Source organism: Bacillus sp. B1-b2 (genome assembly GCF_009183415.1).
Classification (GTDB): Bacteria; Bacillota; Bacilli; order Bacillales; family Cytobacillaceae; genus Niallia.
In genome coordinates this window covers 234,785-257,160 of sequence record NZ_WEHU01000004.1, presented here as the reverse complement: position 1 = coordinate 257,160, position 22,376 = coordinate 234,785, and the positions used below count along the sequence as shown (strand labels likewise).

General features: G+C 34.2%; 23 protein-coding genes. 17 read left to right on the top strand and 6 right to left on the bottom strand.

All coding sequences use genetic code 11. The annotated features are described in order from the left end of the window. Positions 1-268 precede the first annotated feature (268 nt). Positions 269-1,426, bottom strand: a complete 1,158-nt coding sequence (locus F9279_RS06085; RefSeq protein ID WP_152111887.1) for an ABC transporter permease — start codon at positions 1,424-1,426, stop codon at positions 269-271. Further along, complete coding sequence (locus tag F9279_RS06080; RefSeq protein ID WP_152111886.1) at positions 1,416-2,168, bottom strand: ATP-binding cassette domain-containing protein; 753 nt, start codon at positions 2,166-2,168, stop codon at positions 1,416-1,418. Before F9279_RS06080 ends, F9279_RS06085 begins: the two co-directional genes overlap by 11 nt. A 207-nt stretch (positions 2,169-2,375) precedes the next feature. Here F9279_RS06080 and F9279_RS06075 point away from each other — a divergent pair, with 207 nt between their 5' ends. The 3 genes from F9279_RS06075 (at position 2,376) to F9279_RS06065 (ending at position 4,317) form a co-directional block, all read left to right on the top strand. After that, entirely contained in the window at positions 2,376-3,074 is a 699-nt protein-coding gene (locus F9279_RS06075; RefSeq protein ID WP_152111885.1) for a LytR/AlgR family response regulator transcription factor, read from the top strand. Between the two features lie 12 nt (positions 3,075-3,086). Then, on the top strand, positions 3,087-4,079 hold the full coding sequence (locus F9279_RS06070) for a sensor histidine kinase (RefSeq protein WP_152111884.1): 993 nt from the start codon (positions 3,087-3,089) through the stop codon (positions 4,077-4,079). A 67-nt stretch (positions 4,080-4,146) separates the two neighbouring features. Beyond that, positions 4,147-4,317 (top strand): XapX domain-containing protein, encoded by a 171-nt coding sequence (locus F9279_RS06065; RefSeq protein WP_152111883.1) that lies wholly within the window; start codon positions 4,147-4,149, stop codon positions 4,315-4,317. Between the two features lie 162 nt (positions 4,318-4,479). On the opposite strand, the gene uvsE is transcribed toward F9279_RS06065, so the two are convergent. Together uvsE and cls are read right to left on the bottom strand one after the other, a co-directional pair. Continuing rightward, entirely contained in the window at positions 4,480-5,436 is a 957-nt protein-coding gene (gene uvsE / locus F9279_RS06060) for a UV DNA damage repair endonuclease UvsE (RefSeq protein ID WP_152111882.1), read from the bottom strand. Between the two features lie 39 nt (positions 5,437-5,475). Beyond that, complete coding sequence (cls, locus tag F9279_RS06055; protein ID WP_152111881.1) at positions 5,476-6,678, bottom strand: cardiolipin synthase; 1,203 nt, start codon at positions 6,676-6,678, stop codon at positions 5,476-5,478. 160 nt (positions 6,679-6,838) lie between these two features. On the opposite strand from cls, the gene F9279_RS25070 reads away from it, so the two are divergent. The 3 genes from F9279_RS25070 to F9279_RS06045 all read left to right on the top strand — a co-directional run bounded on the left by F9279_RS25070 (position 6,839) and on the right by F9279_RS06045 (position 9,706). Next, entirely contained in the window at positions 6,839-6,988 is a 150-nt protein-coding gene (locus tag F9279_RS25070) for a hypothetical protein (RefSeq protein WP_193224479.1), read from the top strand. Positions 6,989-7,277: 289 nt separating this feature from the next. Then, complete coding sequence (gene rpoE, locus F9279_RS06050) at positions 7,278-7,856, top strand: DNA-directed RNA polymerase subunit delta (protein WP_152111880.1); 579 nt, start codon at positions 7,278-7,280, stop codon at positions 7,854-7,856. 245 nt (positions 7,857-8,101) lie between these two features. Further along, positions 8,102-9,706, top strand: coding sequence for a CTP synthase (locus F9279_RS06045; RefSeq protein ID WP_152111879.1), 1,605 nt, complete (start codon positions 8,102-8,104; stop codon positions 9,704-9,706). Positions 9,707-9,897: 191 nt separating this feature from the next. On the opposite strand, the gene F9279_RS06040 is transcribed toward F9279_RS06045, so the two are convergent. Further along, on the bottom strand, positions 9,898-10,428 hold the full coding sequence (locus F9279_RS06040; RefSeq protein WP_152111878.1) for a DUF2529 family protein: 531 nt from the start codon (positions 10,426-10,428) through the stop codon (positions 9,898-9,900). A gap of 328 nt (positions 10,429-10,756) precedes the next feature. Between F9279_RS06040 and F9279_RS06035 the strand changes: the two genes are divergently transcribed. From F9279_RS06035 to F9279_RS05995, 10 genes are all read left to right on the top strand, one after another. Further along, positions 10,757-11,119 (top strand): response regulator, encoded by a 363-nt coding sequence (locus tag F9279_RS06035; RefSeq protein ID WP_152111877.1) that lies wholly within the window; start codon positions 10,757-10,759, stop codon positions 11,117-11,119. A 315-nt stretch (positions 11,120-11,434) separates the two neighbouring features. Then, positions 11,435-12,292 (top strand): class II fructose-bisphosphate aldolase, encoded by an 858-nt coding sequence (locus F9279_RS06030; RefSeq protein ID WP_152111876.1) that lies wholly within the window; start codon positions 11,435-11,437, stop codon positions 12,290-12,292. Between the two features lie 25 nt (positions 12,293-12,317). Further along, a complete protein-coding gene (locus F9279_RS25065; RefSeq protein ID WP_193224478.1) occupies positions 12,318-12,461 on the top strand; it encodes a hypothetical protein in 144 nt (47 codons plus the stop codon). 158 nt (positions 12,462-12,619) lie between these two features. Then, positions 12,620-13,906 carry a UDP-N-acetylglucosamine 1-carboxyvinyltransferase gene (locus F9279_RS06025; RefSeq protein WP_152111875.1) on the top strand — a complete coding sequence of 429 codons (1,287 nt, stop codon included), beginning with the start codon at positions 12,620-12,622 and terminating at the stop codon, positions 13,904-13,906. 685 nt (positions 13,907-14,591) lie between these two features. Then, positions 14,592-15,866, top strand: a complete 1,275-nt coding sequence (rho, locus tag F9279_RS06020) for a transcription termination factor Rho (RefSeq protein ID WP_152111874.1) — start codon at positions 14,592-14,594, stop codon at positions 15,864-15,866. Positions 15,867-16,009: 143 nt separating this feature from the next. Next, on the top strand, positions 16,010-16,210 hold the full coding sequence (gene rpmE / locus F9279_RS06015) for a 50S ribosomal protein L31 (RefSeq protein WP_152111873.1): 201 nt from the start codon (positions 16,010-16,012) through the stop codon (positions 16,208-16,210). Between the two features lie 192 nt (positions 16,211-16,402). Continuing rightward, on the top strand, positions 16,403-17,023 hold the full coding sequence (locus tag F9279_RS06010; protein ID WP_152111872.1) for a thymidine kinase: 621 nt from the start codon (positions 16,403-16,405) through the stop codon (positions 17,021-17,023). A gap of 228 nt (positions 17,024-17,251) precedes the next feature. Further along, entirely contained in the window at positions 17,252-17,638 is a 387-nt protein-coding gene (locus F9279_RS06005) for a MerR family transcriptional regulator (protein WP_152111871.1), read from the top strand. A 37-nt stretch (positions 17,639-17,675) separates the two neighbouring features. Next, positions 17,676-18,986 carry a hemolysin family protein gene (locus tag F9279_RS06000; protein ID WP_152111870.1) on the top strand — a complete coding sequence of 437 codons (1,311 nt, stop codon included), beginning with the start codon at positions 17,676-17,678 and terminating at the stop codon, positions 18,984-18,986. Between the two features lie 70 nt (positions 18,987-19,056). Continuing rightward, on the top strand, positions 19,057-20,109 hold the full coding sequence (locus F9279_RS05995) for a hemolysin family protein (RefSeq protein ID WP_152111869.1): 1,053 nt from the start codon (positions 19,057-19,059) through the stop codon (positions 20,107-20,109). Positions 20,110-20,201: 92 nt separating this feature from the next. Here F9279_RS05995 and F9279_RS05990 read toward each other — a convergent pair whose 3' ends face one another. Then, positions 20,202-21,032, bottom strand: coding sequence for an STAS domain-containing protein (locus tag F9279_RS05990; RefSeq protein ID WP_152111868.1), 831 nt, complete (start codon positions 21,030-21,032; stop codon positions 20,202-20,204). A 270-nt stretch (positions 21,033-21,302) separates the two neighbouring features. On the opposite strand from F9279_RS05990, the gene prfA reads away from it, so the two are divergent. Then, positions 21,303-22,376 carry a peptide chain release factor 1 gene (gene prfA, locus F9279_RS05985; protein WP_152111867.1) on the top strand — a complete coding sequence of 358 codons (1,074 nt, stop codon included), beginning with the start codon at positions 21,303-21,305 and terminating at the stop codon, positions 22,374-22,376.

The window sequence follows — 22,376 nt, the reverse complement described above, 5'->3', positions numbered from 1 at the left end:
AGAAATCGGTGAAAACCATTGTTCAAATGATGTTTTTCGTGTAATCTTATCCATGCGAGGATCCTTTATATTGGATTTGGATAGGTTACTACCACCAGACCATTATAAAGGATTTTTTTGTGTGATGGATAGAATGCAGAAAATTTAGATTAATTAAGTGTGATACGTTATTTTAATGCGACGCTAGTGATGTACATACTATAAAAATAATAGGTGCATTGCTGACTTTTTCAGCTGATGCACCCAATTCTTACATATAAGAAAGTAATTAATTCATCACCCATTTGTCTTTTAGGAATAGCATTCTTCCAATTAAGAAGATGATGAACATACTGATAATAGTTGATCCGAAAGAAATAAATAAATGCTGATAATTAATAACTCCAAAGATAAGTTCTTTTAAAGTTGTAAACACATTTAAAAATGGAATAGCAAAGTGCTTTATAGTTAATTCATTAACACCAGTACTAGATACAAACATCATCGGTAGTATAGAGAACATCATGATAGGTGTACTATAGCTCTGAGCTTCTTTAATAGTTTTTCCAATCATGCTAGTAAGCATTAAGATAGATGCAATAAACATGGAATAAAAGATAGTAACCAATAAAGCGAATAGCATGATTAGGACGAAATTATCATTGATAGGTACTGCGTGTCTCAAGTTTTCAGTTAGAAAAGCAATTTCTAAAATGACAACCAACAAAGTAATAAGGCCACTTAATGTACCAATGGTGGTGATTGTAAACCATTTTGCTAGCACCAACGTAGTGCGATTAACAGGTGTTATTAATAATGCTTCCATTGTTTTCTTTTCTTTTTCTCCTGCAAAGAGATCGTATGCAGCAGGTGATCCTCCAACAGTGATGGAAAGAGCAAGAATCATTGGAATAAGCATGGCTAATATACCTATATGAGGATTATTGTCAGAAACCTCTCTATGATCAATGCTTAATGGATGTATTAAAGTGGCTTCAAGATTTTGATTTGCTAATCTATCTGCTACTATTGTATCTTCCCACTGGTTTAAGGCGTTGTTCACTAGTGTAATTAGATTAGTTGAATTCTGGCTAAATGAATCTCCAACTATAGTTATATTTGCTTCTTGACCTTCTGTTATTTGTTCTATAAGGTTTCCCTCAACAAGAAGAGCCGCTTGCGCATTCCCTTCTTGAACCATTTGTTCAGGATTAGTAGAAGGTTTTAGTAAAATGTTAGAATAGACGGAAAGATGTGTTTTGAGCTCTTCATCTAGATTTTTCGGTATAGCTAATTCGAATGTTTCGCCATTACCGTCAGAGGCTAGACTCTCATAGAAAAGAGTTAGTCCAGTCATCATAATAATGGGTAGTAAAATAGATAAAAGCAAGGTTCTACGATCACGAAATGAGTCTTTCATTTCTTTTAGGTATAATTTACGAAGCATATTTATCTCCCCCTCTAATCAATTTACTCATGAAAATATAATTCAAATCTCTACTACCTTCTAATTGATATAGCTGTTCAAGGCTTCCGTGATGAATTAGTTCCCCTTTATGAATCATTGCCACACTGTCACATAGCATAGAAACCTCTTCCATGATATGGCTGGAAAAACAAATGGTTTTCCCTTCGTTTTTTAATTGATGAACAAGTTGCCGAAATACATTGGAAGAAGTGATATCTAACCCAGTAGTAGGTTCATCAAAAAGGATGATATCTGGATTGTGAATAATAGTACGAGCAATTGCGACCTTTTGACGCATTCCTTTAGAAAATCCGCCCACTTTTCGATCTAAGTAATCTCTCATCCCAAACATTTTAGCTAGGTCATCTATTCGTACTTTTGTTTCATGCTTACCTAATCCGTAGAGAGTGGCAAAATACTCCAAATTCTCTCTTGCTGTTAACCGCTCGTAAAGACCTGTTTCTCCTCCGAAAAGGACACCAATTTTGCTTTTGACAGCACTAGGATTAACCTTAGTATCTATTTGATCAACTAATATACTACCTTCTGTAGGCTGTAAGAGTGTGGCAATTGAACGTAAAAGGGTAGTTTTCCCTGCGCCATTTTCTCCTAATAAGCCAACCGTTTCTCCTTTCTTAATGGAAAACGATACATGATTTAAAGCAGTAATAGATTTTTTTTTGTCTTGAAATCGTTTTGTTACTTCTTGTATAGAAATCATAGCCTTCACCTCTTTATTTGATAGCTTTATCATAAAAGGAAAGAGAAGAGATATCTGCTATCATGTCGTGAAAGGTTCTTTTTCTGTCGTGAAAAGGTATTTTAGACTGGATTATAACCGAGTAGCGATATCAATTTGGTGAAATTCTGTTAAAATTAAATTATGAAGAAATTGGCAATTGGTAATAGGGGGAAAGGAGAAGGAGAAATGAAGGTAGGGCTCGTAGATGATCGATTAATTGATCTAGATAAACTGAGGGCTATAGTTAAGAGTATGGAAGGTGTAGATATAATATTTTCTACTACATCAGCAGAAGAAGCTTATGCAGAAATCAAAAAAGAAACAATTGATCTACTAATTGCGGATATTGAAATGCCAGGATTATCAGGATATGAATTAGCAGATATTATCCATTCACATGCTTTAAATATAGCAGTAATCTTTGTAACAGCCACAAGTGGTTATGCTGTACATGCATTTGAACTAAGTGTTCATGACTATATTATGAAGCCTTATAGGAAAGAGCGTTTAGTACAATCGATTGAAAGAGCTTTGGAAAAAGCTAAATCAATGGAGATTACTGGGAGACTATATATTAAACAAAAAAGTGAGATACATATAATACATAAGAAGGATATTGTCTTTATTGAACGATCTGGACGATCTACTTCCATTTTTACAAAAAAAGAGATAATAAAAACCTACCAAACACTAAATGAGTTAGAAGGGGAATTAAGAGAAAGAGATTTTATACGATCTCATCGCTCCTTTATTATTAATATTCATTTTGTAAAGAATTTCGCTCTTTATGCTAAAAACTCCTATATTGTTACATTTGAAGGGATGGAAGAAAGAGCAATGATTACAAAGGAGAAAGTCGAGTTTTTGCAATCTAATTATTTTTAAGGAGTATTAACTTTGGATAAAAAGCAATTATATTGGTTACTTATTTCATTTTATGGTGCTATCCATGTGAATTTATTCTTGAAGCATATCGGAATCTCATTCCCTATTTATTCTATTTACATAGCTTTGGCCATTGTTTGCTTTCTTCTATATAAATATATAAACATAGAAATGAAAGAAACAATGAATCTTAGAATAGAGACTATTATTTGGTTTGTGCAATCGTTAGTTATTGTTTTGAATAGTCAATACTCCATTTCATACTGGAGTATTCTTTACCTTTTACTATTTGTTTTTTTAGAAATGGGAAGAATAACTTTAATGAAAGAAACTAGCCTTGTTCTTCAAGAAAATAATGATTTATATGAGCAATTACAACATTATAATGAACTCTTTCAAGTAGTACGTAGTGAACGACATGATTTTTTAAAGCATATTGCGGCAATCCAGTTTATCGTGGATAAAGGAGAAGGGGGAGAGGAAGCAAAGCGATATTTAAGTCAACTAGTAGAAGGGTATGCTGAAACTAATCTCTCTATTAAAGGGGAAAATGGTGCTGTTGCTTCTATTTTACATAGAATCTATAAACAAGCACAGGAGAAGAACATAGATATTATGTATGACTTTGATGTTCCTCTATCCACGCTACCAATGAAAGAGAAACATATTGTGGAGTTAATAGGAAATATTCTTTCTAATAGCTTAGAGGCATGTGAGGAATTTCAAATACATGATAAGAAGCAAGCTGAAATGGTCGTAAGAATGACGAAACGAAGTGGTTTCTATCTACTATCTTGTAAAAACAGTAGCATGGCGATACCAGAATCAATCGTTGACTTTTTATTTGTGAAGTTCGGGAAATCTACAAAACGAGGACAAAATAGGGGGTATGGCACAAAGATTATCTATAAAATTGTAAGAGATCATCAGGGTTATTTAGACTATACCTATAAGGAAAGTAGTTTCTATATAAAAATAAAGATTCCAGCTATTATAAAAAAATAAATTCTAGAATAAGCACTTTCTTTTTTTCGAATACTAAAGATTAAAAGGATGGAAAAGGAAGGTGTTTATGAAATTACTACTATTAGCTCTAGTTACTGGTTTTTTAACTGGCTTTATTTTTGCATTATTAAAATTACCGATTCCAGCTCCAAATGCTTTCCCAGGTATCCTGGGTATCTTTGGAATATATGCTGGATTTAAAGTATTTGAATGGGTGGTTACGTTCTTTCAAAGATAATAGAAGAGCTGTTTTCGTTTGCTTTTATACGTTTTAAGCTTTTAGCAAATACTAGGCGCAGTAATATAATAAGAAACAAACTCGTGAAAACAGCTTATTTCTAATAGAGATTTACTTTCTTCTAAGTAGGTCTCTTTTATTTATTTAAACCAGATGCTCATATTACTTCCATTCTAATGTAGCTCCTCCAACCCTTTTAACACCTCTTATTTTACCTAGGTCCTCCACTAGTTGTAAGCACGCTCGATCCTTTGCTTTTGCTTCTATCATAAAATCAATGTCCATTCCTAAAGGCTGTAAAAGTGCAAACAAAGGCTTTACAAACTCTGCATCAACTAAATCAGCATGGGAACGAAATTCTTTTTCTGATTTAGGGGAAGAAAGATGTATTTTTGGTGTTAATCCACGGTATTTCCATGTTTCCATAATCGGCAAAAGTAACTCTTCTAAGGGTTTAGTACTTAAGTTTGCCATATGATGGTGGTAATCAAAAACAAGGGGAATCTTCTCCAGTTGACAAGTTAGTAATGTTTCTTCGGCAGTATATGTTTTATCATCATTTTCCAGTGTCATTACTTTCTTAATAGAAGGAGGCAGTTTCTGTAAGTTTCTATAAAATCTACTGATTGTGTTTTCCTTATCCCCATAAGACCCACCAATATGAATGTTAATAACGCTTTGCTCTGCAACACCCATAGCTTCTAGCATTCGATAGTGAAAATCCATATCGATGACAGCATTATCTGTTACTTCATTTCGTGGAGAAGTAAAAAGGGTATATTGATTAGGATGAAAACTAACACGAAGCTTGTGTTTCTTAACTAATTCACCTATTTCTAGCCATTTTTCTTTAAATGGACTAACAAAATCCCAATTTACTTCGGGGTGTGTTGCTAATGGTACAATGGAGCTAGACATTCTATAGAGTAGGATTTCATGTCCTATATTATAATGTAGCGCTCGAAGTGTATGCTCTAGATTCTGAGCAGTTACAGCAAGTAATTTTTCCCTTTTTTCTTCCTTTGATAAATCCTTATATCTAGCAAATGTAATAGTTTTAGAAGGTGATGCATCCCATAAGCTAGTAGCATGAGAAACATAGCCAAAACGATATTTCATATAAGTAAAAACTCCCTTGATCTGTGATGCTCCCCATTCTTATAGGAATGGGGAAAATGGTCGTGCTATACATTCTTTTATAAAAGTCCAAAGGCTGACATGCTTCAAATCGGTTGCTTGTAGTTGGTCAGAAAGCTTAAGGTCCTGGTTAATAGTACTTTTCACTAGTTTTAAAGTATCTAAATCATAAATACTGCAGTTTAACTCATGGTTTAAAAAAAAGCTACGTTTATCAAAGTTTGCAGAACCCAAAAAGGCAATATCATCATCGAGAATAATAAGTTTACCATGAAAAAAACCATTCATATATTGATAAACATTTGCTCCTTTATGCAAAAGAACTCGTAAGTAACGAAAGGAAGCTTCTTTTACAAGAAGATGATCCGCTTTGTTCGGTAATAAGATAGTGATTTCTACGTTTCTTTGTAAAGCGGAGACTAGCTCATTCATTATTCTTTTACTAGGAATAAAGTATGGAGTCCCAATGAAAAGAGATGTTTTGCAATTTTTGATAAGGTTACATACGATTTCTTCTAAATAAACACCTTGAGTTGGGATAATCTGATGTCTTGAGTTTCCTTTATTTTGAGCTGGAAAATAGATAGAATCTTGAAGTAAGTTTATTTTTGAAGCATCTCGCCAATCTAATAAAAACTCTCTTTGTAAATCTTCTACTCCTTCACCTGTAATCTTTAAATGGTAATCTCGCCATGGACTAAGTTTAAAGTTGGCGTGTATATAGTCTTTACCAATATTAAAGCCTCCCATAAACCCCGTTTTTCCATCAATAATAGTTATTTTGCGATGATTTCTTACTTGTAAGGAATAAAAAAGATACGGGAGTGTTGGTAGTTGACAATAGGCGAACTGTACGCCTGATTCTTTCAAGTTCTCTCTTATCTTTTTCCTTATCTTAATACTTCCAAGCCAATCAAGAATAAGGCGAACCTCTACCCCATCATCTGCTTTTGTTTTTAATAAGGTAAGAAATTCTTGACTAATACTATCTGTTTTAATTGTGTAAAAAAGGATGTGAATATGACTTTTAGCATTCTGTATTTCTTCAAACAAACTAGGAAAAAGCTCTGTTCCATCTATAAACAATTCAAAATCAGAATATCTAAAAGGATGATTTTTCCGTGTGGTTATTTTTCTTTGTGCACGTTCTCCAAAATGAAAATCCATAAATAGAAGGAAAATGAGTAAGACAGCTATACCAATGATGATTAAAATTATTTCCATATTAATTCCTCCTTGGTAAAGTAGTATTTCCTAAAAATCCTTTATCCATTATGAATAAAGGATTAAAGAAAATAATTTACATTCGCCAACTGTATCGTTATCCTAGGAAGTAAGAAAACTCTTTAGCGATAGGATGGATATGTAATTGCGAATACTTATAATGTGTATTGTAGCAGTTTTATTTTTATTTCTATTTACCTCTTTATATCAACATCAGTTAGGTTCTATAGGCTATTTTATTATTTCCATTTATTTCTTTTTGTTAGCAAAAAAACAATATTCCAAGCAAAAAGAATTAGATGATTTGTAAAAATACTATATTTTAAAGAAAAGTCGAATAAACCTTAACTAGAACTAGCATATTCGGCTTAAAATTGTTTATAATGGAGAATATGCATTTTTCTCTTTATTGGTAATCAATAACAGATGCAGTGAGTTTGATCATTCAAGGGTTGTATAGAAGAAGAAAACCTTATGGGTGGCAAGCATCGTTTAGAATAAAGTTAGTAATGAAAGTGTTTTAACAAGAAACTCATTGAATAATGGTCCAAGCCCTAAATAGGGATAAAGAGTAAGAGATTAGAAAGGAAGTGCTTTTAGTGAGTATTGAACAATACACAAAAGAAGAATTGCAAGAAATGTTCTTAATTGAAGTTGCTTATGAAATATTAAATGGTGGAAAAACACCATATTCTTTTCATGAAATTCTAGCAGAGGTTTCCCGTATCCTTGAGTTAAGTGATGAAGAAGTCCATGCAAAAATGGCACAATTCTATACAGATATTAATATAGATGGTCGCTTTTTATCTTTAGGTGATAATCGTTGGGGTTTACGTACTTGGTATCCTGTTGATAAGTCAGAAGAAGATGTAGTAACTGTTACAAAACCAAAGAAAAAGAAATCGAAAAAAGCAGTTGAAGATGATTTCGACGACTTTGATGATGCAGACGAAGATTTTGAGGACTTCGAAGAGGATCTAGATGATGAAGATTTATTAGATGAAGATGAGGATCTGGATGAGGAAGATGATCTTCTAGATGATGACTTAGCTGAAGACGAAGATGAGGAAGAATTTGAAGAGGAACTAGACGAAGGCTTTGAAGAGTTGGCAGAAGATGAGGATGAGGAAGACTTAGACGAAGAAGATGAATTTTCGGATGAGGATGAAGACAAATAATACGTCCAAACCTTGACTTTTATAGCTGTTGCTTGTAAAATCATTTTTGGGCTCCTTAAAAAAGGAACGAACATAAGATAGCTAATATAGCGCTCCCTTACTTGATAAGAGTAAGTGGAGCGCTTTTTGTTTTTTAGCAAAAAAATAGTATTAGAAAATCGTTTCAAACCCCTTTAAAAAATATTACTAATTCGTCTTAAAGAGAGAGGAATTGGTGCAAACTTAATTCAAGGGGGACATTTCAAATGACAAAATATATCTTTGTTACAGGTGGAGTTGTATCTTCACTAGGTAAAGGAATCACAGCAGCTTCTCTAGGTCGTTTATTAAAAAATCGTGGTGTTAGTGTAACCATTCAGAAGTTTGACCCATACATCAACGTAGACCCAGGAACAATGAGTCCTTATCAACACGGAGAAGTTTTTGTAACAGATGATGGCGCAGAGACAGATTTAGATCTAGGTCACTATGAGCGCTTTATTGATATTAACTTAACAAAATTTAATAATGTTACTACAGGAAGAATTTACTCTACTGTTTTAAGAAAAGAACGTAGAGGCGATTATCTTGGTGGAACAGTACAGGTTATTCCGCATATTACGAATGAAATTAAAGAGCGTGTGTATAGAGCAGGAAGAGAAACAAATGCAGATGTAGTTATTACGGAAATTGGTGGAACAGTGGGAGATATAGAATCACTACCATTCCTAGAAGCTATCCGTCAGATAAAGAGTGATATCGGTCGTGAAAATGTTATGTACGTACATTGTACATTAGTACCGTATATTAAGGCTGCTGGCGAAATGAAAACTAAGCCAACTCAACATAGTGTAAAAGAGCTTCGTAGCTTAGGTATTCAACCAAATGTTATTGTTGTAAGAACAGAAAAACCTATTTCACAAGATATGAAGGATAAAATTGCTTTATTCTGTGATATTGATACGAAGTCAGTAATTGAGTGTCAAGATGCAGATACTTTATATACGATTCCACTTGCACTTCAAGAACAAAACTTAGATCAGATTGTTTGTGATCATTTAAAATTAAACTGTCAAAAAGCAGATATGACTGAATGGATTCAGTTAGTTGATAGAGTTAGAAATCTTTCTAAGACTGTGAAAATTGCTCTAGTAGGGAAATATGTGGAGCTACAGGATGCCTATATCTCTGTTGTAGAAGCTCTAAAACATGCTGGTTATGCATTTGATGCAGATATCGAAATTGATTGGATTAATGCTGAAACAGTAACAAAAGAGAATGTAAAAGAGGTATTACAAGATGCTGATGGTATTTTAGTACCTGGTGGGTTTGGAGATCGAGGAGTAGAAGGTAAGGTTGTTGCTGTTCAATTTGCACGTGAACAAAAAGTACCTTTCTTCGGTATTTGTCTAGGTATGCAGGTGGCATCTATCGAGTTTGCGAGAAATGTTTTAGGATGGAATGATGCTCATTCATCTGAAATTGATGAAACAACGACTCATCCTGTCATTGATCTACTTCCAGAACAGAAGGATATCGAAGATTTAGGTGGTACACTTCGCTTAGGTTTATATCCTTGTAAATTAAAAGAGGGCACTCGTGCGTATGAGGCTTATCAAGATGAAGTGGTTTATGAAAGACATCGTCACCGTTATGAATTTAACAACCAATACCGTCAGGAAATGGAGAAAGCCGGATTTGTATTCTCTGGTACAAGTCCAGATGGCCGTCTTGTAGAAATTGTAGAATTAACAGATCATCCTTGGTTTGTCGCATCACAATTTCATCCAGAATTTATCTCAAGACCAACAAGACCACAGCCATTATTCAGAGAATTTATCGGAGCATCCATTCGTATGGCTGAAAAATAATACAGAAAAAGCCCACTCTTTATTGTGGGCTTTTTCTGTATCAAGAATATAAAAGGTACTAATAAGTTAGCAAACGCTGTAGAGTGATCTATAATAGAACCTGCCAAGTAAACATTATCATATAGTTCGAATGATAATAACATAACTTCATAAGTTAGGTTATTTCACAAAAGATGTCGTGTTTCTTCCTATTATATATCGTATTCTTTCACTATTTCATCAACTGTGAACTTCATTCCATGATATATATACAAAGCTGCAATCAATGATGGATAACCATATCTATTGCCTTCATCATCCGGTAGCAAAGGCTTCTTTAATTTCAAATCAATGAAAACGTCCGCTATATCCTGAATCGTGCTTTCTTCTGCTTCCATTATAGAAGAAATAACAATAAAAGGAATTTGAGCTTTCTCTAGCTGTTTAGCTAGATGAAGAATTTTCTCATCCGAAGAACTTCTAGAAATTAACAGAAAACGATCACTCATCGTTACAGAAGTTATATCCTGATTGTTCCATCCTTCCAGATTAAAAAGAGGTTCTAAACCATTTATAGCTTCATGCTGGACCCCAGCCATTTCATCTGTTGTAAAGATATAAATTTTTCCTTCACCTATAATAGATTGCGCCAATAATCTTGCACTATCTTCTAGCTTTTCTTCGTTTTGTTCATAAAGTCTTTTAAACATACCACTTAATTGGGTAGAAAACATTTTAAGCACAAGTAAACCTCCATTGTTATAAATTCAACAAAAATTTTCTAACTATATTAGTAATTGAATGATATTTATTATAAATTAATGTACGTAAAAGGTAAAATTTACAGGACTTAGCAGGAAAAGTTGACCATTAAGTAGAAAATTAACTAAGATAAAGTAGAAATTTCATTTAGTCCCTACATTTATTTGTAAGCTTGTCGGTTGGCAAACTAGTTTTTTTAAAAAAAACTAAGTATTAATACTTTCAATCCATGAAGTAAGCAGTGGGCTCTGCTACCGTAATGTAAATAAAAGAGACATAATATGATAACTTAGAAGGAAGGGTTAATGAATGAAAGGGAAAATATTAATTGTAGATGATCAGTTTGGAATTAGGATTCTTTTAAATGAAGTATTCCAAAAAGAAGGGTATAAAACGTTTCAAGCAGCAAATGGAGTACAAGCTTTAGACATAGTAAAAAATGAAATGCCTGACTTAGTTTTACTTGATATGAAAATTCCAGGAATGGATGGCATTGAAATATTAAAACGTATGAAACAATTAACAAAAGATATAAGAGTAATTATTATGACTGCTTATGGCGAATTAGACATGATACAGGAAGCAAGAGATCTTGGAGCTTTAACTCATTTTGCAAAGCCTTTTGACATTGATGATTTGCGTGCTGCTGTAAAACAATATATTACCCAATAAGAGGGGATTTATCCATCCGCTTAATTTAGTAGTTATACATATAATAGGAGAGAGAGTTTACAACTATCTCTATGACTTAAAATATAATGAAGCGTTTTCAAAGTTAAATACATATAATATTTTGTGACAAAAAAGAAAAAAGTGACGGAATAATAGCATTTCTTGTTTTATTTTGGTATGATTACAAATGAATTTATCAGGAAATGATTCGTTTCATTTACTTTGGGTATTCATACATAACCAACATTCTCTTTGGGAATTTTAATAAAGATTACCTGTTAGTAAGGGACGATCATTCAATAAGGAGGAAGAAAAATGCCTTTAGTTTCAATGAAAGACATGTTAAACAAAGCAAAAGCAGAAGGTTACGCTGTTGGACAATTTAACTTAAATAACCTTGAGTTTACACAAGCAATTCTTCAAGCTGCAGAAGAAGAGAAATCTCCAGTAATTCTAGGTGTATCTGAAGGTGCTGCACGTTACATGGGTGGCTTCAAAACTGTTGTAAAAATGGTTGAAGGTTTATTAGAAGACTATAAAATCACTGTTCCAGTTGCTATTCATTTAGATCATGGTTCAAGCTTTGATAAATGTAAAGAAGCAATTGATGCTGGTTTTACATCTGTTATGATTGATGCTTCTCACCATCCATTCGATGAGAATGTTGCAACTACTAAAAAAGTAGTAGAATACGCTCATTCTAAAGGTGTTTCTGTAGAGGCTGAACTTGGTACTGTTGGCGGACAAGAAGATGATATAGTAGCTGAAGGTGTTATCTATGCTGATGCTAACGAATGTGTTGAACTTGTTAAACTAACTGGTATTGATACTTTAGCTCCAGCTTTAGGTTCTGTTCATGGACCATACAAAGGTGAGCCTAACTTAGGTTTCAAAGAAATGGAAGAAATCGGTAAAGCAACTGGTTTACCATTAGTATTACACGGTGGTACTGGTATCCCTACAAAAGATATCACTAAAGCAATTTCTTTAGGAACTGCAAAAATCAACGTTAATACTGAAAACCAAATCGCTTCTGCTAAAGCTGTTCGTGAAACTTTAGCTGCTAAACCAGAAGAGTATGATCCACGTAAATACTTAGGACCAGCTCGCGATGCTATTAAAGCAACAGTAATTGGTAAAATTAAAGAATTCGGTTCTTCAAACAAAGCATAATTTTTTGTATCAAAATATAAAGAGGATGCCTGAAGGTTTACCCTTCGGTGCATCCTCTTTCGTTTTTTCATTAATGGCTGTGTTTCGATTGGATAGTATTAGAGCAGGGCAATTAGGGAATGCTATGAACATGGATTTAAAACTATTAATTAGAAGACTTAACAATTGAATAACTAGATTTCAATAGACATATACTTTTCCATTAAGTATTAATATTTGGTATAATAAGTAACAGTAATAAATCAAGAGTCTACATCCAAGCCTCATCTTATGGACAGTTAGAGCAGAATATAGCGTTTTTTGCATTGGCTTAGAAGGGAGCTAGTAATGGAAAAACTTATGATTGCAGGTGGTTCTAAACTAAAAGGAACAGTTAGAGTGAGTGGCGCTAAAAACAGTGCAGTTGCACTAATTCCAGCTACTATTTTAGCTGATTCTCCTGTAACAATTGAAGGATTACCTGACATTTCGGATGTTCAAATATTAAAAGAGATTATGGAAGAATTAGGTGGAAGTGTTTCCCTATCAGAATCTGATATGACAATCGATCCATCTACCATGATTTCTATGCCTATGCCTAGTGGAAAGGTTAAAATGCTACGTGCTTCCTATTATTTAATGGGTGCTATGTTAGGTAAATTTAAAAAAGCTGTAATAGGTTTGCCAGGTGGCTGTCATCTGGGACCAAGACCTATTGATCAACATATTAAAGGCTTTGAGGCGCTAGGAGCACACGTAACAAATGAGCAAGGTGCCATTTACTTAAGAGCAGATGAATTAAGGGGAGCAAGAATATATTTAGATGTTGTGAGTGTCGGGGCAACAATAAATATAATGCTTGCAGCAGTTCGTGCAAAAGGAAAAACGATCATTGAGAACGCAGCAAAAGAGCCCGAAATTATAGACGTTGCAACCCTTTTAAACAATATGGGAGCAAATATTAAAGGGGCAGGGACAGATGTAATACGTATTGAGGGTGTGGAGCAATTACATGGTTGCCGCCATACTATTATCCCAGATCGTATTGAAGCAGGTACATATATTATTATTGGAGCTGCAGTAGGCGATGGAGTAATAGTAGACAACGTAATTCCCCAACATTTGGAATCCCTAATTGCTAAATTAAGAGAGATGGGTGTCTCCATTGAGTCGAGTGATGAGCAGGTTTTTATTAGCTCAAATGATGCTTTAAAATCAGTTGATATTAAAACGTTAGTTTATCCTGGCTTTCCGACGGATTTACAACAACCTTTCACTTCTTTGTTAACAAAGACTAGCGGGACAAGTGTGGTAACTGATACAATCTATGGAGCTAGATTTAAGCATATAGATGAACTGCGCCGTATGAATGCAACTATTAAAGTAGAAGGTCGTTCTGCTATTATTAATGGACCAACTAATTTACAAGGTGCTAAGGTAAAAGCGAGTGACTTACGTGCAGGTGCAGCATTAGTTATTGCTGGATTAATGGCAGAAGGTGTAACAGAGGTAACTGGGTTAGAGCATATAGATAGAGGGTATAGTCATTTAGTTGAAAAATTAACAGGTTTAGGTGCTACTATTTGGCGAGAGAATTTAACTAAAGAAGAATATGAACAGTTAAAGAACGTATAGATTCAAGAATGATAGTTAAATGAATAAAGAAGGGATATAGTATGATTGATATATTCCTTCTAATCCTCTTAAACAACGTTATATTATTTACCATCAAAAGATACTAATTAAAATACGAAAGAAAGCTTATTGATCCTTCTATGGCTAATAGATTTCCTTTAAGAAAAAGAACCTTCCTTATTGAATATTTCCTTTAATAAAGATAATGATAGGAAAACGAGCTCAGAGGCTTGAATAATGATGTATATAATAAATATCTATTGGGTGAAAATTCTTGTTGCGTATTTTTCACTTCAAGAGTTAAAATAGAGAGTGCTTTTGATAGATTCTACTACAAGACAAAAATCATCAAGGATATAAAATACTCCGCGAAGATAAGACATTTCCATTCATTCTATCAATTCATTTTGATTAAACCCTTATTACATTAAGGTCATTAGCATCTGTTGGTGTATTCCATTAATTGTGGGCCTCAATAAAGGAATTCACCAAAATTATGTAAACGTAACAAATACGACAGCTGGAGAAGGGTTCTATATCTTCTTTTCCATCCTTCGCTAATTTTTTTCTCGCATCAAAACTTTCTTCACAAAAAACGATTCGCCTCAAATACAGGTACTATACGTTCCCTTATTCATATGAAAAATGACAGGGATTATTGAAAAAACTAAAGAGTGGTGTAAACATGGGATTAAATATATCTAGTTTAGAAAATATGAAGTTAAAAGAATTATATGAATTAGCTCGTGAATATAAAGTGGCTTATTATAGCAAATTAACAAAAAAAGAGCTTATTTTTTCTATTTTAAAAGCAAGAGCAGAGCAAGAGGGCTATTTTTTTATGGAGGGAGTACTGGAAATCATTCAATCAGAGGGATTTGGATTTCTAAGACCAATTAATTACTCTCCAAGCTCTCAAGACATATATATTTCTGCTTCTCAAATAAGAAGATTTGATTTAAGGAATGGAGATAAAGTGTCAGGGAAGGTTCGACCTCCAAAAGAAAATGAGAGATATTTTGGTTTACTGCAAGTAGAGGCGGTAAATGGAGATGACCCTGAAACAGCAAAGGAAAGAGTGCATTTCCCTGCTCTTACACCACTATATCCAGATAGACATATGAACCTAGAAACCATTCAAAAAAATGTTTCTACTAGAATTATGGATGTTTTAGCTCCAGTAGGTTTTGGACAACGTGGTTTAATCGTAGCTCCGCCAAAAGCTGGTAAAACAATGTTAATTAAAGAGATAGCAAATAGTATTACAACGAATCATCCTGATGCAGAATTGATTGTCTTACTAATTGATGAACGCCCTGAAGAGGTTACAGACATTGAAAGATCAGTTACAGGAGATGTAGTAAGTTCTACATTTGATGAGGTACCTGAAAACCATATTAAAGTAGCTGAATTGGTATTAGAGCGAGCTATGCGCCTTGTAGAGCATAAAAGAGATGTTATTATCTTAATGGATAGTATTACAAGACTAGCACGTGCTTACAATTTAGTTATTCCTCCTAGTGGACGGACATTATCTGGTGGTATTGATCCTGGTGCATTCCATCGTCCAAAACGCTTTTTTGGAGCTGCCCGTAATATTGAAGAAGGTGGATCTTTAACTATCCTTGCTACTGCATTGGTAGATACAGGTTCCCGTATGGATGACGTGATTTATGAGGAATTTAAAGGTACTGGTAATATGGAATTACATTTAGATCGCTCTCTTGCAGAAAGAAGAATCTTCCCTGCAATCGATATTAGGCGCTCAGGAACTCGTAAAGAAGAGCTTCTTATACCGAAAGAAAATCTGGATAAGTTGTGGGCTATTCGTAAATCTATGTCAGATGCACCTGATTTTACAGAAAAGTTCATGAGAAAATTAAAACAAACGAAGAGCAATGAAGAGTTTTTTGCAGTACTAGGAGAACAAATGAAAGCTAGTCCTGTAAAACGATCATAAAAGCTAAATAATGGAAGGTTAAGGATGTTGCAAAATGAGGATGTCCTTGTTATAATAAAGTCAACGTGTTTTTAAAAGCAGTGCTTATACATTGCTTGATAACTCTGTTTCGAAAGATGCAGGGCGGAAGGAGATGAAAAGGAATGAAAGCAGGAATTCATCCAACTTATAATGAAATTACGGTGAAATGCGCTTGCGGTAACGAGTTCAAAACTGGTTCTGTTAGAAAAGAAATGAAAGTTGAAACTTGTTCTGAGTGCCACCCATTCTATACTGGACGTCAAAAATTCGCTGAAGCTGGCGGACGTGTTGATCGCTTCAATAAGAAATACGGCATTAAGTAATAAATATCAAGAGCAGGCAAGAAGTTACTTTTCCTTGCCTGTTTTTATTTTTGGGTTTTATGTAGAGTATTTAAGAATAAAAGCCATATTTAAGTGGAAAAATGACTTTTATCCTTAAGTATTTTATTTTAGTTTTAATATTGAGTAGAGATAAAAGTATGATAGTTGCTTGATTGTGGAAGGGGCGTTTTCATGTATGTAATGAAACATCATGGATGGGTAGAGGTTATTTGTGGGAGCATGTTTTCTGGGAAATCCGAAGAACTCATCCGCCGTGTAAGAAGGGCGCAATTTGCTAAACAGAATTTCATTGTTTTCAAACCTAGTATAGATAATCGTTATAGTGAAGAAGCAGTTGTATCCCACAATGGAACATCAACAATTGCAATTCCTATTAGTAAATCTGCCGACATCTTTAAGCATGTTGCTTCCGATACAGAAGTAGTGGCAATTGACGAAATTCAATTTTTTGATAATGATATTGTAGATGTTGTTCAGCATTTAGCGAACAGTGGCTATCGTGTAATTTGTGCAGGCTTAGATCAAGACTTTAGAGGAGAACCATTTGGTAAGATGCCAGAATTAATGGCTATTGCTGAATTAGTAACAAAGCTTCAAGCAGTTTGTGCTGTTTGTGGGTCTCCAGCGAGTAGAACCCAACGATTGATTAATGGCTCTCCTGCAGGCTATGATGATCCGATTATTTTAGTTGGAGCATCAGAGTCATATGAGCCGAGATGTAGACACCATCATGAAGTACCAGGAAATATGGTGAAAATAAATATGGAAAAAAGTGCTCCAAGCACTATATAGAAAAATCGGAAAGAGATTAATCTCTTTCCGATTTTTCTTATTATAAATGGAATAAAAGATTAACATTCTTAAAAAAATGGAATAATATTTGTCCTAACAATGTAAGTATATAAGAACGGAAAACCTAAAAGCGAAACGTTTAGCTGTATAGTTTATGGTTTTTATGTTAAAATGAAATTATTACTTAGTGAGTCGGTTAGGGGGGGTTGCATTGGGAAGGCGTCGTTATTGCGTATTGGCCAAGTGGCGAAATTAAGTGGACTGTCTACAAGAACGATAGACTATTATACAAGTCAAAAATTACTTCCTGTAACGCGGTCTGCTTCTAATTATCGTCTATATAAAGAGGATGTTTTGCAAACATTAGAACGGATAAAAATCCTTAAAAATCAAAGAATGTCGATAGAAGAAATTCGTAAAGTGCTTGAATCAGGAGAGAATGAAGGAATTCAGCCAATAATGAATGAAGTGCAGTCTGAGATACAGTGTTTGCATAAAAAGTTGACATCATTAGAAGAAAAAATGAAAGATGTGCCGCAGGAAGAAAAAAGAAAAGTGTATCATACACTTGAAACAAAATTATTAGACGTAATGAAATTACTGTCTTTAATGTAAAATTCCTGGAGGTGAATCCCTCTTAAGAGGGAAATAATTGGACATTATAACGATAACAAATTTATTTTTATTGGTACTACTACTATTATTAACTGCTTTTTTCGTGGCTTCTGAATTTGCAGTTGTAAAAATTAGGATGTCAAGAATCGATCAGTTAATAACAGAAGGTAATAAAAAGGCAATACTCGCAAAAAAGGTGGCTGGTAATCTAGATTACTATCTATCTGCATGTCAATTAGGGATAACTGTTACTGCTTTAGGACTAGGTGCTTTAGGTAAACCTGCTGTGGAACGAATACTTTATCCACTATTCGATTTATTGAATATCTCGGAGTCGGTTTCCTCCGTAGCTTCCTACGCTATTTCCTTTATATTAGTTACATTTCTACACGTAGTAGTGGGGGAAATGGCACCTAAGACTTTAGCCATTCAATTCTCTGAGAAATTAACTCTTTTATTAGCTCCACCCCTATACTGGTTTGGGAATATAATGAAACCATTTATTTGGACTCTTAATGGATCTGCACAACTAATGCTTCGTCTTTTTGGTGTAAAGCCAGCAGGACATGAACAAGCGTATTCAGAAGAAGAGCTAAAAATCATTATGACTCAAAGTTATCAAGGTGGGGAAATCGATCAAAAAGAGCTAGAGTATATGGAGAATGTTTTTTCTTTTGACGAAAGAGTAGCCAAAGATATTATGGTTCCAAGAACAGAATTTGTTACATTGAATAAAGATATGACCTACAATGATATTGTAAATGTATTAGATGAAAATAATTATACAAGGTATCCAGTTACAGAAGATGGAGATAAAGACCATATTGTTGGAGTAGTGAATGTAAAGAAGATGCTTACACAAATGGCTTCTGGTCAAGAAGAAAAATTAGAGGAACATGTCCGTAGTTTACCAGTTGTGTTAGAAGTCACTAGGCTTCAAGATGCACTATTAAAGATGCAGCAAGAACGAGTTCATATGGTGCTAGTCATTGATGAATATGGTGGTACGTCTGGTATTCTGACAATGGAAGATATATTAGAAGAACTTGTTGGTGAGATCCGAGATGAATTTGACGCAGATGAAGTGGCTGATATTAGAGAATTAGGTGATAATCAGTATTTCATTAATGGTCGTGTTTTATTGGTAGATTTACAGGAGCGTTTTGCTCTTCAATTTGATGAGAGCGAGGAGCTTGATACCATTGCAGGATGGGTTCAATATCAATTGTTAGACACAGCAAATATTGGTGATCAGGTAGAAAAAGGTGACCATGTGTGGACAGTAACAGATATGGATAATTATCAAATTAAAGAAGTCAAACTAACTCGCATTCTACAAAGAGTATAAACACGAATCTATTAAACACTTTATCTACTTATATCATGGAGGTGAATCCCTCTTTTAAAGAGGGAATTAATTGGACGGATTAATAGCATTGAATTTGTTTTTAGTAGCAGTTTTTATTTTGTTAACAGCTTTCTTCGTGGGTGCTGAATTTGCCATTCTAAAAGTAAGGATGTCAAGAATTGATCAATTGATTTCAGAAGGAAATAAAAAAGCTATTTTAGCTAAAAAAGTAGCGCATGATTTAGACTTTTATTTATCTGCATGTCAACTTGGAATAACGATAACAGCATTGGTTTTAGGAGCATTAGGAGAACCTACAGTTGAAAAAATGCTGCATCCGATATTTGAAAGATTTGATGTTCCAGAAGCAGTATCAACAGTCCTATCATACGGAATAGCACTTGCAGTTGTCACTTTCTTGCACGTGGTTATTGGTGAATTAGCGCCAAAAACATTAGCAATTCAATTTGCAGAGAAAATGACATTAATGCTTGCGCCAGGATTATACTGGTTTGGTAAAATGACAAAGCCGATTATTAGTGCATTAAATGGCTCTTCACAGGTTTTACTTCGTTGGTTTGGTGTAAAGCCAGCAGGACACGAAACAGTTCACTCGGAAGAAGAACTAAAGCTTATAGTTACGCAAAGTTATGAGAGTGGAGAGATTAATCAAACTGAACTAGCATATTTAGAAAATATTTTTGCTTTCGATAATCGACTTACAAAGGAAATTATGATTCCTAAAGAACAAATTGTAACATTGAGAAAAGCAATGCCTTTTCATGATATGCTGGATCTTTTGAACCAGCATGAATATACACGTTATCCTGTTATAGGTGAAGATAAAAAATTACTTGGATATGTTAACACAAAAGAAATGCTAACAAGTATAGTAGCAGGAAGAGAAATCAATATCCAAGATTTTATTCACGAAATGCCTATCTTCCCACAAAGCTCTCCCATTAAAACAGTTTTATTAAAAATGCAACAAATCCGAGTGCATATGGCATTAGTGCGAAATGAACAAGGTGAAATAGTTGGATTAGTAACGATGGAAGATATCTTAGAAGAGATTGTTGGAGAAATTAAAGATGAATATGTAGGAGAAAGTTTACCTAACTAATCATTTTCTAGTGTTTAGAAGCTGCTCTATCAATAGATTGGGATTTTCCCCTTTCTATTAGATAGGACAGCTTTTTTGATACATGTAGAGATTTATTGAAAAGAGAGAGCCTGTTTAAGCGAACTGAAAGTCTTAACATCTTTTAAATGGATACCCAGAGAATTGATAGTTTGTGCATTTTCAGGACTTAATCCTGAGATTGTAGAGTGAATACCAATGAAAGAAAGAATTTTTGTTAACTTCATTAATTCATGCAATACAAGGGTATCTACAGAGGATATCCCAGATAAATCAATAAACAAATGATGGATGTTTTCTTCCTTGCACTTAGTAGGAACACTTTCAAGGATCAATTTTGCACGTAGACTGTCGACATCACCAATTAAGGGCAATACTCCAATTGTATCTGTAATTGGTATGACAGGGATGCTTAGCTTATTGATTAAAACTTGTTGGGAGTTAAACTTTTCTTGGTTATAAGCATGGTAAAGGCTAGTAAATTTATTATTTAGCTTATCGAATGTTAAATGATATTTAGAACTCCACTGTAGGATTAGTTCTGTGGGAACAGAAGCCTGCTCGAGAATAAATTGTTCAATAGTCTCCCAAATCATTTGTCTAGTAATACTGAGAGCTTCGAGAACCTCGTGAACTGGTGTATTTAAGTCTACTCTGCTTTTAGCTACATCATTAGCCCACTTGGATAAATTGTCTGCAAAAATCTGTGGATCATCCAGAAAGGAGCTTATGACCGTTTGAATGGTGTACGTATGTTGTTTTTTCAGTAAATTGGTAACATAAGGAGAGGTTGTTTTGGCATAAATGGAACCTTCCTCTCCATCTTTAATAGAGAACCATTTTTCAGAGATGGTAGTAGCATTTTCCATCACATAATCATATATAGATTGATTGGATAGAGTCATATTGAGTATTCCTCTCTTTACATTATTGACTCTATTATAGCTATAAAAAAAATGAATAGATACAAATAAGGGTATAATAAAGAGAATAGGGAAAATATTTATGACTAAACTTCATGTACTAGTGAGAGATTCCTTTCTAGTAAGGAATGGCTTTAGTAGAATAGGAGTTGGTTTTACGGTAAAAATATCCTATAATATAATGACGAACTATTAATACCTGTTATATGCATTAACATTAACAATGGTATAGATAAAAACGAGGTGAGTAATGTGTTTGATCGTCTTCAAGCAGTAGAAGATCGTTACGACAAGCTAAATGAACTGTTAAGTGACCCTGAGATTGTCAACGATACAAAAAAACTAAGAGATTATTCTAAAGAACAATCAGATATTCAAGAAACGGTAGAAGTATACCGTGAATATAAAGAGGTAAAAGCACAGCATCAGGATGCTAGAGCGATGCTAGAGGAAAAATTAGATGCAGAAATGCGTGAAATGGTTAAGGAAGAGCTAGATGAAACAGCTGACCGTATTGAAGAGTTAGAAGCACGCCTAAAAATCCTATTAATTCCTAAGGATCCTAATGACGATAAAAACGTTATTATGGAGGTTAGGGGTGCAGCTGGTGGAGATGAAGCGGCTCTATTTGCAGGAGATCTTTTCCGTATGTACAGTAGATATGCAGAATCACAAGGTTGGAAAATGGAGGTAATCGACGCAAGTTCAACAGGAGTAGGCGGCTATAAGGAAATAATCTTTATGATTAATGGAAAAGGTGCTTATAGTAAGCTGAAATTTGAAAATGGTGCTCACCGTGTTCAAAGGGTGCCAGAGACAGAATCTGGTGGTCGTATTCATACTTCTACAGCAACTGTTGCGTGTTTGCCAGAGGCAGAAGAGGTAGAAATCACCATTCACGAAAAGGATATACGTACAGATACCTTCACTTCAAGTGGTCCAGGTGGGCAAAGTGTTAATACCACAATGTCAGCAGTTCGCTTAACACATATACCTACAGGAACAGTGGTTTCTTGTCAGGATGAAAAATCACAAATTAAGAATAAAGAAAAAGCAATGAAAGTACTAAGAGCTCGAGTTTATGATAAGTTCCAACAAGAGGCGCAAGCTGAATACGATCAACAACGTAAATCTGCAGTAGGGACAGGGGATCGTTCTGAACGAATTAGAACATATAATTTCCCGCAAAACCGAGTAACAGATCATCGTATTGGTCTTACTATTCAAAAATTAGATCAAATTCTTCAAGGTAAAATGGATGATATCATTGATACTTTAGTATTTGAAGAACAGTCTAGTCGTCTAGAAAGTGCTTCTGATGTGTAA

Bases quoted from the DNA above. Each gene is read 5' to 3' on its own strand.
- F9279_RS06085 (WP_152111887.1), bottom strand. From the start codon at position 1,426: ATGCTTCGTAAATTATACCTAAAAGAAATGAAAGACTCATTTCGTGAT.
- F9279_RS06080 (WP_152111886.1), bottom strand. From the start codon at position 2,168: ATGATTTCTATACAAGAAGTAACAAAACGATTTCAAGACAAAAAAAAA.
- F9279_RS06075 (WP_152111885.1), top strand. From the start codon at position 2,376: ATGAAGGTAGGGCTCGTAGATGATCGATTAATTGATCTAGATAAACTG.
- F9279_RS06065 (WP_152111883.1), top strand. From the start codon at position 4,147: ATGAAATTACTACTATTAGCTCTAGTTACTGGTTTTTTAACTGGCTTT.
- uvsE (WP_152111882.1), bottom strand. From the start codon at position 5,436: ATGAAATATCGTTTTGGCTATGTTTCTCATGCTACTAGCTTATGGGAT.
- cls (WP_152111881.1), bottom strand. From the start codon at position 6,678: ATGGAAATAATTTTAATCATCATTGGTATAGCTGTCTTACTCATTTTC.
- F9279_RS25070 (WP_193224479.1), top strand. From the start codon at position 6,839: ATGTGTATTGTAGCAGTTTTATTTTTATTTCTATTTACCTCTTTATAT.
- F9279_RS06045 (WP_152111879.1), top strand. From the start codon at position 8,102: ATGACAAAATATATCTTTGTTACAGGTGGAGTTGTATCTTCACTAGGT.
- F9279_RS06035 (WP_152111877.1), top strand. From the start codon at position 10,757: ATGAAAGGGAAAATATTAATTGTAGATGATCAGTTTGGAATTAGGATT.
- F9279_RS06030 (WP_152111876.1), top strand. From the start codon at position 11,435: ATGCCTTTAGTTTCAATGAAAGACATGTTAAACAAAGCAAAAGCAGAA.
- F9279_RS25065 (WP_193224478.1), top strand. From the start codon at position 12,318: ATGCCTGAAGGTTTACCCTTCGGTGCATCCTCTTTCGTTTTTTCATTA.
- F9279_RS06025 (WP_152111875.1), top strand. From the start codon at position 12,620: ATGGAAAAACTTATGATTGCAGGTGGTTCTAAACTAAAAGGAACAGTT.
- rho (WP_152111874.1), top strand. From the start codon at position 14,592: ATGGGATTAAATATATCTAGTTTAGAAAATATGAAGTTAAAAGAATTA.
- rpmE (WP_152111873.1), top strand. From the start codon at position 16,010: ATGAAAGCAGGAATTCATCCAACTTATAATGAAATTACGGTGAAATGC.
- F9279_RS06010 (WP_152111872.1), top strand. From the start codon at position 16,403: ATGTATGTAATGAAACATCATGGATGGGTAGAGGTTATTTGTGGGAGC.
- F9279_RS05990 (WP_152111868.1), bottom strand. From the start codon at position 21,032: ATGACTCTATCCAATCAATCTATATATGATTATGTGATGGAAAATGCT.